This is a genomic window from Streptomyces sp. NPDC002776 (assembly GCF_053592195.1).
Genome location: NZ_JBSFVG010000013.1, coordinates 71874 through 86426 on the forward strand (window position 1 = coordinate 71874; position 14553 = coordinate 86426).

13 protein-coding genes are annotated in these 14553 nt (G+C 73.4%); 3 read left to right on the plus strand and 10 right to left on the minus strand.

Annotated features, from left to right (window positions below; translation table 11 throughout):
- Window positions 1-97 precede the first annotated feature (97 nt).
- Window positions 98-1060 (minus strand): DUF2510 domain-containing protein, encoded by a 963-nt coding sequence (locus tag ACWD11_RS24910; RefSeq protein ID WP_451285608.1) that lies wholly within the window; start codon window positions 1058-1060, stop codon window positions 98-100.
- Window positions 1061-1256: 196 nt separating this feature from the next.
- On the opposite strand from ACWD11_RS24910, the gene ACWD11_RS24915 reads away from it, so the two are divergent.
- Complete coding sequence (locus ACWD11_RS24915; protein WP_451285610.1) at window positions 1257-3941, plus strand: ATP-binding protein; 2685 nt, start codon at window positions 1257-1259, stop codon at window positions 3939-3941.
- 34 nt (window positions 3942-3975) lie between these two features.
- Here ACWD11_RS24915 and pcaDC read toward each other — a convergent pair whose 3' ends face one another.
- From pcaDC to ACWD11_RS24950, 7 genes are read right to left on the minus strand one after another with little or no spacing between them, the layout of a single operon-like run.
- Window positions 3976-5097 carry a bifunctional 3-oxoadipate enol-lactonase/4-carboxymuconolactone decarboxylase PcaDC gene (pcaDC, locus tag ACWD11_RS24920; RefSeq protein ID WP_389419144.1) on the minus strand — a complete coding sequence of 374 codons (1122 nt, stop codon included), beginning with the start codon at window positions 5095-5097 and terminating at the stop codon, window positions 3976-3978.
- Entirely contained in the window at window positions 5094-6407 is a 1314-nt protein-coding gene (gene pcaB, locus ACWD11_RS24925) for a 3-carboxy-cis,cis-muconate cycloisomerase (RefSeq protein ID WP_451285612.1), read from the minus strand. The genes pcaDC and pcaB overlap by 4 nt, the downstream gene beginning before the upstream one ends.
- A complete protein-coding gene (gene pcaG / locus ACWD11_RS24930; RefSeq protein WP_451285614.1) occupies window positions 6404-7009 on the minus strand; it encodes a protocatechuate 3,4-dioxygenase subunit alpha in 606 nt (201 codons plus the stop codon). The genes pcaB and pcaG overlap by 4 nt, the downstream gene beginning before the upstream one ends.
- 6 nt (window positions 7010-7015) lie before the next feature.
- On the minus strand, window positions 7016-7789 hold the full coding sequence (gene pcaH, locus ACWD11_RS24935; protein WP_451285616.1) for a protocatechuate 3,4-dioxygenase subunit beta: 774 nt from the start codon (window positions 7787-7789) through the stop codon (window positions 7016-7018).
- Window positions 7790-7808: 19 nt separating this feature from the next.
- Window positions 7809-9011 carry a thiolase family protein gene (locus tag ACWD11_RS24940; RefSeq protein WP_389419140.1) on the minus strand — a complete coding sequence of 401 codons (1203 nt, stop codon included), beginning with the start codon at window positions 9009-9011 and terminating at the stop codon, window positions 7809-7811.
- Entirely contained in the window at window positions 9008-9652 is a 645-nt protein-coding gene (locus ACWD11_RS24945; RefSeq protein ID WP_389419139.1) for a CoA transferase subunit B, read from the minus strand. Before ACWD11_RS24945 ends, ACWD11_RS24940 begins: the two co-directional genes overlap by 4 nt.
- Window positions 9652-10434: a CoA transferase subunit A gene (locus ACWD11_RS24950; protein WP_389419138.1), complete on the minus strand. Its 783-nt coding sequence runs from the start codon at window positions 10432-10434 to the stop codon at window positions 9652-9654. Before ACWD11_RS24950 ends, ACWD11_RS24945 begins: the two co-directional genes overlap by 1 nt.
- A 199-nt stretch (window positions 10435-10633) precedes the next feature.
- Here ACWD11_RS24950 and ACWD11_RS24955 point away from each other — a divergent pair, with 199 nt between their 5' ends.
- A complete protein-coding gene (locus ACWD11_RS24955) occupies window positions 10634-11098 on the plus strand; it encodes a MarR family winged helix-turn-helix transcriptional regulator (protein ID WP_389419137.1) in 465 nt (154 codons plus the stop codon).
- A 16-nt stretch (window positions 11099-11114) separates the two neighbouring features.
- Here the strand turns inward: ACWD11_RS24955 and ACWD11_RS24960 are convergent, their stop codons facing one another.
- Window positions 11115-12080, minus strand: coding sequence for a DUF3048 domain-containing protein (locus ACWD11_RS24960; RefSeq protein ID WP_389419136.1), 966 nt, complete (start codon window positions 12078-12080; stop codon window positions 11115-11117).
- Between the two features lie 175 nt (window positions 12081-12255).
- On the opposite strand from ACWD11_RS24960, the gene ACWD11_RS24965 reads away from it, so the two are divergent.
- On the plus strand, window positions 12256-13446 hold the full coding sequence (locus ACWD11_RS24965) for a zinc-dependent alcohol dehydrogenase (RefSeq protein WP_389419135.1): 1191 nt from the start codon (window positions 12256-12258) through the stop codon (window positions 13444-13446).
- Here ACWD11_RS24965 and ACWD11_RS24970 read toward each other — a convergent pair whose 3' ends face one another.
- Window positions 13447-14511, minus strand: coding sequence for an ATP-dependent DNA ligase (locus ACWD11_RS24970; protein ID WP_451285619.1), 1065 nt, complete (start codon window positions 14509-14511; stop codon window positions 13447-13449). It lies immediately after the preceding gene.
- Window positions 14512-14553: the final 42 nt, after the last annotated feature.

Below are 14553 nucleotides of genomic sequence, written 5' to 3' on the forward strand. Positions count from 1 at the left end.
CGCACCGTGGGGACGGGGGCGGCGCGCACCCCCCGGCCGGGTGGGGTCCCTCTTGAGCGGAGAGGTGCCCCACCCGGCCGTTCGTCGTACCGGCGCGTCAGACGTCCTGGCCGTTGCCGGACGCCACCTTGATGCCCTTGGTGATCTCGTCGATCACGGACTGCTTCTCGCCGACGTCGATCCCGAAGCGGACCACCACGATCCGCCCGGAGTCGGCGGGGGCGGGGAAGGCCAGCGACTCGACATAGCCGTCGGCGCCCTTGCTGGTGACCGCCTTCCAGCGCACCCGGTAGCCCTTCTGCCCGGCCACCGTCACCGCCCCGGAGGCCAGCACCTCGTGCGAGGTGATCCCGCCGTAGCCCTCGCCGTAGGACTGCTCGGCGTTCTCCTCGATGTCCGCCTTCGCGACCGCCTCGGCGGTGCCGCCCTTGGTGCCGAGCGCCTCCGCTGGGGCCGAGTAGGCGCCGCCCTTGGTGCAGCTCTGGGAGGTGTCGCCGGGGCACTTGTACGACTCCTCCGAGGTCACCGAGGCGCCCACGGTGATCTCCTGGCCGTACCAGCCGTCCGGCACCGGCAGGCTGATGCCGCTGATCGGGTCGGTCACCGCACCGCTCTCGATGCGCGGCGCCTCGGACCCCTCGGGCGACGGGGAGGGGGACTGCCCCTCGGGACCGCCCGAGTCGCCGAAGGGGTCGTCCTGCCCGCCGGGGCCGCCCGGACCGCCCGGACTCGGTGAGGAATCGGCGGTGGAGCCGTCCGAGCCCCCGTCGCCGGCCAGGGCGTACACGCCCACGCCGATGGCCGCGAGGACCGCGGCGGCCACCGCCACGGCTATGCCCGTCCGCACCCCGCGCCGCCGGCCGGGCGGCGGCGCCGGATACGCCGGATAAGCCGGATAGGCCGGATGTGCTCCGGCGGCCGGCGGACCCCATACGGCGGCCGAGCCCACGGGGCGGGTCTGGTCCGTCCATGCCCTGCCGTCCCACCAGCGCTCGGTGGCGGGACCGTCACTTGTCTGCCCTGGGTCGGGATACCACCCGGGAGGAGTCACCTGCGTCATGCCCCCACCGTATGAGGCGACGGTGAAAGCCGGATGAGAGGGATCCGGACCGCCCCCGCCGAGCCTTTCCCGTCATCCTCCCGAACGGTCCGTCACCCGTGACGGCAACAGCTGCCCGGACCGCCCTCCAAGCGGACGGCCGGAGGACTACGCTCAAGTGCTGTACGTCGTTCGGGCGACTTGGGGAGGTAGCGGGATGGCGGAGGGACGGCCCCCGGTGGCCGCGTCGGCCTTCCTGTGGGAGCGCGAGGCCGAAGTCGCCGCCGTCGTCAGGGCGGTGGACACCCTGTGCGCCGACCGCTCCTCCGCGGGCAGCCTGTTGGTGATCCGCGGCGAGGCGGGCTTCGGCAAGACCGCCCTGCTGGCCGAGACCCGGCGCATCGCCGAGGCCCGCGGCTGCCAGGTCTGGTCGGCCCGCGGCGGCGAGACCCTCAGGTCCGTCCCCTTCAATGTCGTACGGCAGTTGCTCCAGCCGGCCCTGGTGTCGCTGCTGCCGGAGGAGGCCCGCGAGTACCTCGGCGACTGGTACGACATCGCGGGCCCCGCCCTCGGCATAGCGGAACCCGGCGAGCGCCGGCCCGACCCGCAGGGCGTGTGCGACGGTCTGGTCGCGGCCGTACGGCGACTCGCGCGGCGCGACTGGCCGCTGGTGCTGCTCATCGACGACGCGCACTGGGCCGACCAGGAGACCCTGCGCTGGCTCGCCGCGTTCGCCGAGCGTCTCGAGGACCTGTCCGTGCTCGTGGTGGTGGCGCGCAGGCCCGGGGACGTCCGGGGCGAGAGCGCCCGGCACCTGGAGGCGGTGGCCGCCGCCGCCGGGAGCCCCGTCACCAACCTGAGCGCGCTGACCCCGGACGCCACCGCGGGCCTGACCCGGGCCACCCTGGGCGGACACGCCGACGCCGCGTTCTGCCGCGAGGTCTGGGCGGTCACCGCCGGAAACCCCTACGAGACCGTCGAACTCCTCGCCAAGGTGCAGGACAGCGAGATGGAGCCGGTCGAGTCCTCCGCGGCCGAACTGCGGGCCCTGAACCGCTCGGCCCGCGGCGGCGGACTCGTCGCCCGCCTGGAGGGACTCGGCATCGAGGCCACCCGGTTCGCCTGGGCCGCCGCGATCCTCGGCGCCGGCATCACCGTCGACCAGGTCGCCGGGCTCGCCACCATGAGCCGCGAGGACGCCGTCCGCTGCGCCGACCTCCTGCTCAACGCCCGTATCCTCACCACCCCCGACCGGGCCTCGGGCGCGGTGGAGGAGGGCGAGCTGGAGTTCGTCCACCCGCTGATCGCCACCGCCGTCTACAACTCCATCCCGCCCGCCCTGTGCACCGCCATGCACGGCATCGCCGCCCGCGTCGTCACCGACTCCGGGCGCGGCGCCGCGGCCGCCTCCCGCCACCTGCTGGAGGTCCACCCGGACGACGACGCCGAACTCGTCGGGCAGTTGCGCGAGGCCGCCGCCGAACACCTCGCCGTGGGCGCCCCGGACGCCGCCCGCCGCTGTCTGGAACGCGCCCTGCGCGAACCGCCCCGGCCCGAGGTCCATCCGCACGTCCTGTACGAACTGGGCTGCGCCGCCCTGCTGACCGCACCGGCCACCACCATCAACCACCTGCGCAGCGCGCTCGCCATGCCCGGACTCGACGGCGCCGCGCGCGTGGACGCCGTCTATCGGCTCTCCCAGGCGTTCCTGCACAACAACCAGATGGAGGAGGCCGTCCGTACCGTCGAGGCGGAGGCCGCCCGGCACGAATCCGGGCCCGCCAAGCTCCGGTTGCAGGCCGTGCAGTACATGTGGGAGGGCATCCATGCGGGCGAGGCCAGCTCGCCCGGGCGGTCCGAGCGGCTCGCCGAACTCGCCCGCACCTGCTCCGGCCGGGACAACTCCGAGCGCGCCGTGCTCATCCTGCGCGGCTTCGACGCCATGGCGCACGGCGAGAACGCCGAGGAGGTCGCCGAGCTGTGCGACCGCGCCCTCGTCAACGGCCGCCTGGCGCCCGGGCTCGGCTGGACCGACCCGGAGTGGGGCATCGAGCTGCTGATGATGCTCGCCAACGCGTACGCCTTCGCCGACCGGCTCGACCGCGCCGAAGCCCTCTACACCGAGGCCCTGCGCGCCTACGAGTCGGCCGGCTGGAGCGGCGGGCACCTCGCCCTGGCCCACGCCTACGTCGGCGTGGGACACCGCAGGCGGGGACGGCTGCGCGAGGCGGAGAAGTCACTGCGCGAATCGCTGCGGCTCGCCGAGCGCGTCGGCCGCGGCCTGCCGCTGTACTGGTCCGCCACCTGCAACCTGGTCGACACCCTGCTCGCCCGCGGCCACACCCAGGAGGCCTGGGAGGTCGCCGAGCAGTACGGCTTCGCACCGCCCTACCCGTCCACCATCGTGCTGCCCGACCCGCGTTCGGTGCGCGGCCGGCTGCTGCTCGCCGTCGGCCGGACCAAGGACGGCATCAACGAACTGGAGCAGGCCGAGAAGGCGGCGGCCGCCCGCGGTCACCACAATCCCGTGCTCGTGCCCTGGGCCGTCGACCTCGCCCGTGCCCTCGCCACCGAGGACCCGGCGCGGGCCGCCCGGCTCGCCTCCGAGGTGCGCCGGCACGCCGAACGCTTCGGTACCGACACCGCCATCGGGGAGGCCCTGCGCTGCGCCGCCGCCCTGGAGACCGGCCAGCGCGCGGTACGGCTCGCCGCGCAGGCGGTGACCTTCCTGGAGGCCTCGCCCTGCCAGTACGAACACGCCGCCGCCCGCATCGAGTACGGCATCGCGGCCCGCTCCACCGCCGAACTCCACCGGGGCCTGACCCTGGCCCGGCTGTGCGGCGCCGACGGCCTGGTGACGAAGGCGGAGGAGGCGCTGGCGAAGGGAACCGGGCCGGCCTAGCCGGGGCCCGTCGCCTGCCCGGCCGGGGCGGGGGTCACCCCTCGTCCTCCTCCGCGAGCACGCGCTGCGCCGCCGCGAACGCCGAGTTCGCCGCCGGTACGCCGCAGTAGACGGCCGTCTGCAGCAGCACCGCGCCGATCTCCTCCGGGGTCAGGCCGTTGCGCCGGGCCGCCCGGACGTGCATCGCCAGCTCGTCGTAGTGGCCGTGGGCGACCAGCGCCGTCAGGGTGATCATGCTGCGCTCGCGGCGGCTGAGCGTCGGGTCGGTCCAGATCTCGCCCCACGCGTAGCGGGAGATGAAGTCCTGGAAGCGCGCGGTGAAGGGGGTCTGCCGGGCCTGGGCCCGGTCCACGTGCGCGTCGCCGAGCACCTCCCGGCGCACCTCCATGCCGCGCGGCGCACCCCCGTCGAAGTGGGCGTGCAGCGCCGTCAGCACCGCCTCCGGGCACTGCGCGGGCGCCAGATGGGAGGCACCGGGCAGCTCCACGAGCGCGGCACCGGGCACCGCGTCGGCGATCTCCCGCAGATGGACCGGCGGGGTCGCCGGATCGTCCCGGCCGGCGATCAGCAGGGTCGGCGCGGAGATCTCCGCGAGCCGGTCGCGCAGATCGAAGGCGGCCAGGGCGTCACAGCAGGCGGCGTACGCCTCCGGGTCGGCGTCGCGGTGGTCCTGGACGAGCCGCGGCACCGTGAACCCGGGCGTGAACCAGCGGGAGTCGGCCGCCCCGGCCAGCTCGGCGAGCCCCTGCGCACGCACCCGGGCGGCCCGCTCCTGCCACGGCTTCGCCCCGTTGAAGTGGGCCGAGGAACAGATCACGGCGAGCGACGCCACCCGCTCGGGCCGGTGCACGGCCAGATGCAGCCCCACGGCGCCGCCGAGCGAGACCCCGGCGTAGGCGAACCGCTCGACGCCGAGCGAGTCGGCCAGTCGCAGCACCAGGTCGGCGAGGTCGCCGACGGTGGCCCCGGCCCGGATCAGCCCGGCCGCCGAGCCACCGTGCCCGGGCAGGTCCCAGCGGATCACCCGGTGCCGGGCGGACAGCTCGGGCGCGACCGCGTCCCACAGGGCGTACGAGGTGCCCAGCGACGGGCCGAGCAGCAGCGGGGGAGCGGAAGCGGGGCCCTCGGCGCGGTGGTTGAGGAGAAGGTCGGTCAACGTCGCTCCAGAGCGCGGTCGGTGAGGGCAGCGGCGCTGCCGGTGTAGCGGACGGGGTCGGTGAGGTCGTCGAGGTTGATGCCCTTCAACTCCGGTTCTGCCAATAGGAGTTCGGCCAGGCTGCGGCCCTCGGTGTGGGTGCGCCGGGCCAGCTCCGTGAGCAGTTCCTTGGCGCGGGCGCGGCCGAGCAGCGGGGCGAGTTCGGCGGACAGCCGCTCCGAGACGATCAGTCCGTGGGTGAGATCCAGGTGGGCGCGCATCGCGTCCGCGTGGACCCGCAGCCCCTCGGTGAGCTCGGCGGCGTCCCGGGCGGCGCCGCCCACCAGCCGGAGCAGCTCGCGCAGCGGCTCCCACTCGGCGTGCCAGGCACCGGCCGGCCGCTCGTCCTCGGCGGCCAGCGACCCGTACAGGGTGGCCGCGAGCTGCGGCGCCCGCCGGGCCGCGGCCGCGATCAGCGTGGACCGTACGGGGTTCGCCTTGTGCGGCATGGCCGACGAACCGCCGCCGCTGCCCTCGGCTAGCTCCGCGATCTCGGTACGGGACAGCGTCAGCACATCCGCCGCGATCTTGCCCAGCGCCCCGGCCGTGAACGCCAGGCACCCGGCCAGGTCGGCGACCGGCGTGCGCAGGGTGTGCCAGGGCAGGACCGGCGCGGCGAGCCCGGTCTCCCGGGCGTAGGCCGCCACCAGCGCGGTCGCGTCCTCGGTGCCGTACGCCGTGAAGGCCGCCAAGGTCCCGGCGGCGCCGCCGAGTTGGACGGGCAGCGACTCCCGTACGGCGGTCACCCGGTCCCGCGCGTCCAGCACCAGCGACCGCCAGCCCGCCGCCTTCAGCCCGAACGTCGTCGGTACGGCGTGCTGGGTGAGGGTGCGGCCGGGCAGCGCGGTGTCCCGGTGCTCGGCGGCCAGCCGCGCCAGCGCCGACTCGGTGCGGGCCAGGTCGGCGAGGAGCGGTTCCAGGGCGCGGTGGGCGACCAGCATGGTCGCGGTGTCCATGATGTCCTGACTGGTCGCGCCCCGGTGGACGCAGGGCCCGTACTCCTCGCCCACCGCCTTCGTCAGGTCGGCGACGAGCGGGATGACGGGGTTGCCGCCGGCGCGGGCGCGCCGGGCGATCCACGCCACGTCGAACCGTGCCGCGTCGGCCGCCCCGGTCACCGCCTCGCCCGCCTCGGCCGGGCCCTGGGCGCGGGTCAGCGCGGCCTCGGCGTCGAGCAGGGCCTGGAGGTAGGCGGTGTCACCGGTCGCGGACGCGGCGGCGGAGTCCGCCCACCCGGGACCGAGCAGCGCGTCGTCGTCGGCAGAACTCACGGGAACTCCAGGAAGACCGTTTCGCCCTCGCCCTGAAGGCGGATGTCGAAACGGTAGGTGCCGTGCCGTCCCTCGGCGGCGAGCAGCGTGGCGCGTCGCGCCGGATCCACCCGGGCCAGCAGGGGGTCCGCGGCCAGTGCCGCGTCGTCGCCCGGCAGGTAGATCCGCGTGTACAGGTGCACGAGCAGTCCGCGCGCGAACAGGCAGACGCTGAGGTACGGCGCGCTCCGCCCGCGCGCGCCGGGCCGCAAAGTCCGTGCGGTCCAGTGGCCGTTGGCGTCGGTCTGCACCCGTCCCCAGCCGGTGAACTCGACGCCGTTGCGGCCCAGGAAGCCGCCGCTCGCCGGGTCGCGCCGCATGGAGCCGTCGACCTGCGGCACCTGGCCGTCCGGGTCGGGGCCCCAGAGCTCCAGGAACGCGTCCGGCAGCGGATCGCCCGCGCCGTCGCGGACGTATCCCTGGAGGGTGATGGTGTCCGGGTGGCCGACCGGGGCGATGTCGCCGCCGCCGGGGAAGGGCAGGGCGTGGCCGTAGAAGGGCCCGACGGTGTGCGATGGGGTGGGCAGGACCGTCTCGGGGCGACTGGTGTCGATCTTCGTCATGGCGGCTCAGCGCCCTTCTTCGATCCAGGTGGCGGTCGGGCCGTCGAGGACGATGTCCCAGTGGTAGCCCATGGAGAACTCCGGTACCGACAGGCTGTGGTCGTAGGTCGCGATCAGCCTCTGGCGGGCCGCGTCGTCGGTGACGGACTGGATGATCGGGTCGTAGGGGAACAGCGGGTCGCTGGGGAAGTACATCTGCGTCACCAGCCGCTGGGTGAACGCCGAGCCGAAGACCGAGAAGTGGATGTGCGCCGGCCGCCAGGCGTTGAGGTGCTGGCGCCAGGGGTAGGGGCCCGGCTGGATGGTGGTGAAGGTGTAGCAGCCGCTGTCGTCGGTCAGGGTGCGGCCGACGCCGGTGAAGTTCGGGTCCAGCGGGGCGTCGTGCTGCTCGCGCTGATGGGCGTAGCGGCCGGCCGAGTTGGCCTGCCAGATCTCGACGAGCTGGCCGCGGACCGGGCGTCCGTGGCGGTCGAGGAGCCGCCCGGAGACGGTGATGCGTTCCCCGATCGGCTCGCCGTCGTGCTGCCGGGTCAGGTCGTTGTCGATCTCGGTGATGTCCCGCTCCCCGAAGGCGGGGGAGGCCAGCTCCACCAGCTCCGGGTCCTTGCTGACGTCGATCGCGACCGGCGGCTGCTTGGGGTGGCGCAGGACGGAGGAGCGGTACGGCGCGTAGTCGCGCCGCGGGTGATGCTCGACGGGGGCGCCGTCGGCGATCCGCTTCTCGTAGGCGGCGTGCTCGGCCGCGATCTCCCGGTCGATGTCGTGCTGGGTGAGAGTCATGGGGTTTCCTCGGGGGTTCTCAGCGTTCGAGGACGAGGGCGAGGCCCTGGCCCACGCCGATGCACAGGGTGGCGACGCCGACTCCGGAGCCCTTGCGGGCGAGCTGGTGGGCGACGGTGCCGGCGAGACGGGCGCCGGAGGCGCCGAGGGGGTGGCCGAGGGCGATGGCGCCGCCCTGCGGGTTGAGGACCGCCGGGTCCAGTTCGGGCCATTCGGCGAGGCAGCCGAGGACCTGGGCGGCGAAGGCCTCGTTGAGTTCGAGGACGTCCAGGTCGCCGAAGGTCCGGCCCGCCTTGGTGAGGGCGCGGTGGACGGCTTCGACGGGGGCGAGGCCGAAGTAGTGCGGGTCGAGGGCGTGGACGCCGGTGGCGGAGATCCGGGCGAGGGGTTCGCGGCCGGTGGCCTTCAGGCCCGCCTCGTCCACCAGCAGCAGCGCGGCGGCGCCGTCGTTGAGCGGGGACGCGTTGCCCGCGGTGACCGTGCCGCCGTCCGGACGGAACGACGGCTTCAGCTTCGCCATCGCCTCCGGCGACGCGTCCGGCCGTACGCTCTCGTCGGCGCCGACGACGACCGGGTCGCCCTTGCGCCGCGGGACCGGTACGGGCGCGAGCTCGGCGTCGAACAGCCCCTCGGCCTGGGCCCTGGCCGCCTTGTGGTGGCTGTGCAGGGCAAACTCGTCCTGCTGCTCCCGGGTGATCTTGTGCTTGTCGGCGATCAGTTCCGCCGACTCGCCGAGCGGGATCGTCCACTGCGGTGCCATCCGCGGGTTGACCATGCGCCAGCCGAGCGTGGTCGAGTACAGCTCGGTGTGGGCGGCGGGGAACGGCCTGTCGTTCTTGGGCAGGACGTAGGGGGCGCGGGTCATGGACTCCACGCCGCCGGCCACGGCGATGGAGGCGTCCCCCGCGGCGATGGCGCGGGCCGCCTGGACGACCGCTTCCAGGCCCGAGGCGCACAGGCGGTTGACGGTCACGCCGGGGACCGAGGTCGGCAGCCCGGCGAGCAGCGCCGCCATCCTGCCGACGTTGCGGTTCTCCTCGCCGGCGCCGTTGGCGTTGCCGAAGTAGACGTCCTCGATGCGGGCGGGGTCCAGCAGCGGGGTGCGGGCGATCAGTTCCCGGACGGCGTGGGCGGCCAGGTCGTCCGGGCGGACGGCGGCGAGAGCGCCGTTGTAGCGGCCGATCGGGGTACGGACCGCGTCGACGATGTACACGGGGTTCACAGCAGATTCTCCGCAACGGTCAGTTCAGCGTCGGTCTTCGCGACGATCTCGTCCACGTCCACACCGGGCGCCGTCTCGACGAGCAGCAGCCCCTCAGAGGTCACGTCGAGCACGCCGAGATCGGTGATGACCCGGTTCACACACGCCTTGCCGGTGAGCGGCAGCACGCACTCCTTGAGAATCTTCGGGGAGCCGTCCTTGGCGGTGTGCGTCATCACCACGATCACCGTACGGGCGCCGTGCACCAGGTCCATGGCCCCGCCGATTCCGGTGATCAGCTTGCCCGGGACGGCCCAGTTCGCCAGATCGCCGCCCGCCGAGACCTGCATCGCCCCGAGCACGGCGACATCGATGTGGCCGCCCCTGATCATCGAGAAGGACAGCGCCGAGTCGAAGAAGGAGGCGCCCGGCAGGACCGTCACGGTCTCCTTCCCGGCGTTGATCAGGTCCGGGTCCACCTGGTCCTCGGCGGGGTACGGACCCGTGCCCAGGATGCCGTTCTCCGACTCCAGGATCACCTCCACGCCCTCGGGCAGATAGTTGGGGATCAGGGTCGGCAGGCCGATGCCGAGGTTGACGTACTGGCCGTCCGTCAGCTCGCGCGCCGCCCGCGCGGCCATCTCCTCGCGTGTCCAGGCCATCAGCCGCTCACCGTTCCTCGTGCCGCGGGCGCGGAGACCGTGCGCCGTTCGATCTTCTTGTCGCCCGCCTGCCCGGGGGTGAGCGCGAGGACGCGCTGCACGAAGATCCCCGGCAGATGGACCGCGTCCGGGTCGATCTCGCCGGGCTCCACCAGCTCCTCCACCTCGGCGATCGTGATCCGCCCGGCCATCGCGGCCAGCGGATTGAAGTTCCGCGCGGACTTGCTGAACACCAGGTTTCCGTGCCGGTCGCCCTTGGCCGCCCGGACCAGCGCGAAGTCGGTGCGGATCCCGTGCTCCAGCACGTACTCGGTGCCGTCGAACTCGCGGACCTCCTTCGCGGGGGAGGCGAGAGCGACGCCGCCGGAGCCGTCGTAGCGCCACGGCAGTCCGCCGTCGGCGACCTGCGTGCCCACTCCGGCGGGGGTGTAGAAGGCGGGGATCCCGGCCCCGCCCGCGCGCAGCCGCTCGGCGAGGGTGCCCTGGGGGATCATCTCCACCTCCAGCTCACCGGCGAGGTACTGGCGGGCGAACTCCTTGTTCGCGCCGATGTAGGAGCCGGTCACCCGTGCGATCCGCCCGGCCGCGAGCAGGACCGCGAGCCCGGACTCCATCGCCCCGCAGTTGTTGGACACCACCGACAGCCCGCCGGTGCCCTGCTCGTACAGCGCCTCGATGAGCACGTTGGGCACACCGCTCAGCCCGAAACCGCCCACCGCCAACGACGCGCCGTCCGGCACGTCTGCCACCGCCTCGACGGCCGTGGCGACCACCTTGTCCATCCGTGAAGCCCCATCTCGTCCGAGCGCCCGGCCAGGAATTAGTCAGGGCACTGAGTATTTCAGCGAGGTGTCCTTCACGCTGCCACTGGTCGGTCGAAGCGTCAAGACCCCTGGCAAACGGCAGATTGTCGGTGCAGACGGTGAGGGGTGAGAGGGGTTATCGTTCCGTGCACCAACGAATTCAAGGACGGGAGCGCACATGGCCGCGGTGGATCTGACCAGCCACCCCGGGCACCTGGCCCGGCGGTTGCAGCAGGCGCACTACCTGCTGTGGAACACGATGGTCTCGGAGGAGATCACCTCACCGCAGTTCGCCGTCCTGAACGCGCTCGTGGCCGAGCCCGGGCTCGACCAGCGGACGGTGGGGGAGCGGGTGGGTCTCGACCGGTCCACCATCGCGGAGGTCATCAGCCGGCTCGGTCGGCGCGGGCTGCTGGACAAGGTCCGTGACCCGGCGGACGGCCGCCGCTTCCTGCTGCGCCTGACGGACGACGGGGTGCGCACCCACCGTAAGCTCACCGTGCGCACGGCCCGGATGAACCAGGTGTTCCTCGCCCCGCTCGCCGCTGAGGAGCAGACCGTCTTCTTCGACCTCATCCGGCGGGTCGCGGACGCGGCCGAAGGGCTCCGCAACCCCGCGGAACCCCTCGTGGCCCCCCGCTGACCGGCCCGCCCGGACCTCAGGCCGCCCGCGCGTACACCACCCACACCTGGCCCTCGGCGAAGTTCACGGGGCTGCCGTCCGGGGCCGTGAACTCGGTGCCGTCCGCCGGGGTCGCGCGCTTCCAGTCGGCGTCGTAGGCCCGCCCGTCGCGCAGCACCTTCGCCTTCCCCGAGCCCACCGTCTCGGTGTACGGCGTGTAGTTGCCGAGGGAGTCGTGGTACCCGGACGTGCGGATCGTGACGTACTGCACGACCACGGTCGCCGGAGCCAGCCGCTTGCCGTCCGTCTGCACGGTCGGCGCGCCGTCCTGCGAGACCAGCCAGCGCCCCTGGTCCCCGGACCAGGAGAAGGTGAAGGCGGCGGCCGGGTAGCGGACCGTCTCCGAGGTGTCCGCCCGGCCGCCGGCGGGGGCCGCGCCGTAGCGGAAGCCGGTGGTCAGCGCGCCGGCGCCGGGCGGCGAGGGCATCAGACGGGCCGGGCGCAGATAGAGGTTGTGCGGGGAGGGCCGGTCGGTGCCGCGGTAGTAGGCGCCGTCGGTCCGGCCCGGCGGCTGCGCGTCGATCGGGGCCTTGCCGATCAGCGGGAGCAGCTTGCGCTGGGCTCCGGAGAAGGCGAGCGTCGGGTTCTCGAACTGGCGCAGCAGTTCCAGGTCGGACTCCCGGGCGCTGCGCACCGGTCCGACGGTCTCGGGCAGGTGCGTCGCGTACACCGCCATCAGGCGGCTCAGGCCGCCCTCGACCGGTTCGACGTAGACGATGTCCGCGGCGTCGAGGCCGGTCTGGGGCTTGGCCCGGCGGACGTTGTCGATCTTCACGGCGAGCACCGAGGCCGGGGTGGCCGCCTCGGAGCTCCGGTCGGGTGCGCGTCCGTCGTCGCGCCCGTCGCCCGGCGCGGTGCAGGCCGCCGCCAGCGAGACCGCCATCGCCGTGGCCAGCAGTGCCGCGGTCGTCGCGGCGCGTCTCGTCCGCGTCCTGCGTCCCATGCCCACCGACGCCACCCCGTTTCTGTTGTCTTGATTGTGCGCTTATCAGTTCATTGATGGCCATACCCGGTGGAATTGGATCGCTCGCTGCGAATAGACCGATCGGCGCACGCGGTGGTTCACGGCAGCGGCCCCGGGTACCCGGGGCGCGGATCCGATGGAGGGAGCCAGTGGCGTGAAGGCTGTGACGTGGCAGGGCAAGCGGGACGTCCGTGTGGAGAACGTGCCCGATCCGATCATCCAGGAGCCCACGGACGCGATCGTCCGCATCACCTCCAGTGGGCTGTGCGGCTCCGATCTGCATCTGTACGAGGTGCTCACCCCGTTCATGACGCCGGGCGACATCCTCGGACACGAGCCCATGGGCATCGTCGAGGAGGTCGGCGCGGGCGTCGTGGACCTGAGCGCGGGCGACCGGGTCGTGGTGCCGTTCCAGATCGCCTGCGGCGACTGCTGGATGTGCCTGAACGGGCTGCCCACCCAGTGCGAGACCACCCAGTGCACCGGCGAGGGCATGGGCGCCGCCCTCTTCGGCTACACCCGGCTGTACGGCTCGGTGCCGGGCGCGCAGGCCGAGTACCTGCGGGTCCCGCAGGCGCAGTTCGGCCCGATCAAGGTGCCCGAGGGGCCGCCCGACGACCGGTTCGTCTACCTCTCCGACGTGCTGCCCACCGCCTGGCAGGCGGTCGCCTATGCCGACGTCCCGCCGGGCGGCAGCGTCGCGGTGCTCGGACTCGGGCCGATCGGCGACATGGCCTGCCGGATCGCGCGGGCGCGCGGCGCCGGGAGCGTGTTCGGCGTGGACCTGGTCACCGAACGTCTGCACCGGGCGCGGGACCGGGGCGTGGAAACGTTCGACCTGCGGGACTTCGACAGCGAGAAGGAACTCGTCACGGCCATCCGCGACCGCACCGACGGCCGCGGCCCCGACGCCGTGATCGACGCGGTCGGCACCGAGGCGCACGGCAGCGCCGCCGCCCGCCTCGCCCAGCAGGCCACCGGGATGCTGCCGAGGGCACTGAGCGGGAAGCTCGCGGAACGCTTCAGCGTCGACCGGCTCGCCGCCCTCTACACCGCCATCGACCTGGTCCGCCGCGGCGGCACCCTCTCGCTGGTCGGTGTCTACGGCGGCACCGCCGACCCGCTTCCGCTGCTCACCCTGTTCGACAAGCAGATCCAGATCCGGATGGGACAGGCCAACGTCCGCCGCTGGGCCGACGAGATCATGCCGTACCTCACGGACGAGGACCCCCTCGGCGTCGACGACTTCGCCACCCACCGGGTGCCGCTGACCGACGCGCCGCACGCGTACGAGATGTTCCAGCGCAAGCAGGACGGCGCGGTCAAGGTGCTGATGCAGCCCTGATCAGCCGCCCAGGAGCTCCTCCAGGTCGTACCGGACCGGCTCCTCCAGCTGAGCGTACGTACAGCTCTCCGGGGTCCGGTCCGGGCGCCAGCGGCGGAACCGGGCGGTGTGCCGGAAGCGCGCCCCCTGCTCCATGTGGTCGTACGCCACCTCGCACACCCGCTCGGGTCGGAGCGGCACCCAGGACAGGTCCTTCTTGCCCGACCAGCGGCTCGGCGCCCCCGGCAGCCGGGCCGTCTCGTGCGCCGCCTCCTCGGCCCAGGCCGCCCAGGGATGCCCGGTGACCTCGTCCATGCGCAGCGGCTCCAGCTCCTCGACCAGCGCGGCCCGCACCTTCATGGAGAACGCGGCGGACACCCCGACGTGCTGCAGGGCGCCCCGGTCGTCGTAGAGGCCGAGCAGCAGCGAGCCCACGACGGGTCCGCTCTTGTGCAGGCGGTACCCGGCCACCACCACATCGGCCGTCCGCTCGTGCTTGATCTTGAACATGGCCCGCTCGTCCGGCCGGTACCGCGAGGTGGGCGGCTTGGCGATCACCCCGTCGAGACCGGCCCCCTCGTACTGCTCGAACCACCGCTCGGCGACCTCGATGTCCATGGTCGCCGGTGCCACGTGCACGGGCGGCGTCGCCCCGGCCAGCGCCCTGGTCAGCAGCGCCCGCCGGTCGGTCAGGGGTACGTCCAGCAGCGACTCGTCCGCCAGGGCGAGCAGATCGAAGGCGACGAAGGAGGCGGGGGTCCGCTCGGCGAGCGTCCGCACCCGGGAGGCCGCCGGATGGATCCGCTCGGTGAGCGCGTCGAAGTCCAGATGCCCCTCGCGGGCGATCACGATCTCCCCGTCCAGCACGCACCGCTCGGGCAGCCGCTCCTTCAGCGCCGCCACCAGCTCGGGAAAATACCTGGTCAGAGACTTGGTGGTACGGCTGCCCAGCTCCAGCTCGGCACCGTCGCGGAACACGATCGCCCGGAACCCGTCCCACTTCGCCTCGTAGTGCATGCCCGCCGGGATCCTGGCGACCGACTTGGCGAGCATCGGCTTGACCGGCGGCATCACGGGGAGGTCCATGGTCCGATTTTGCGCGGAACCCTCCCGATCCGCCCGGTATGC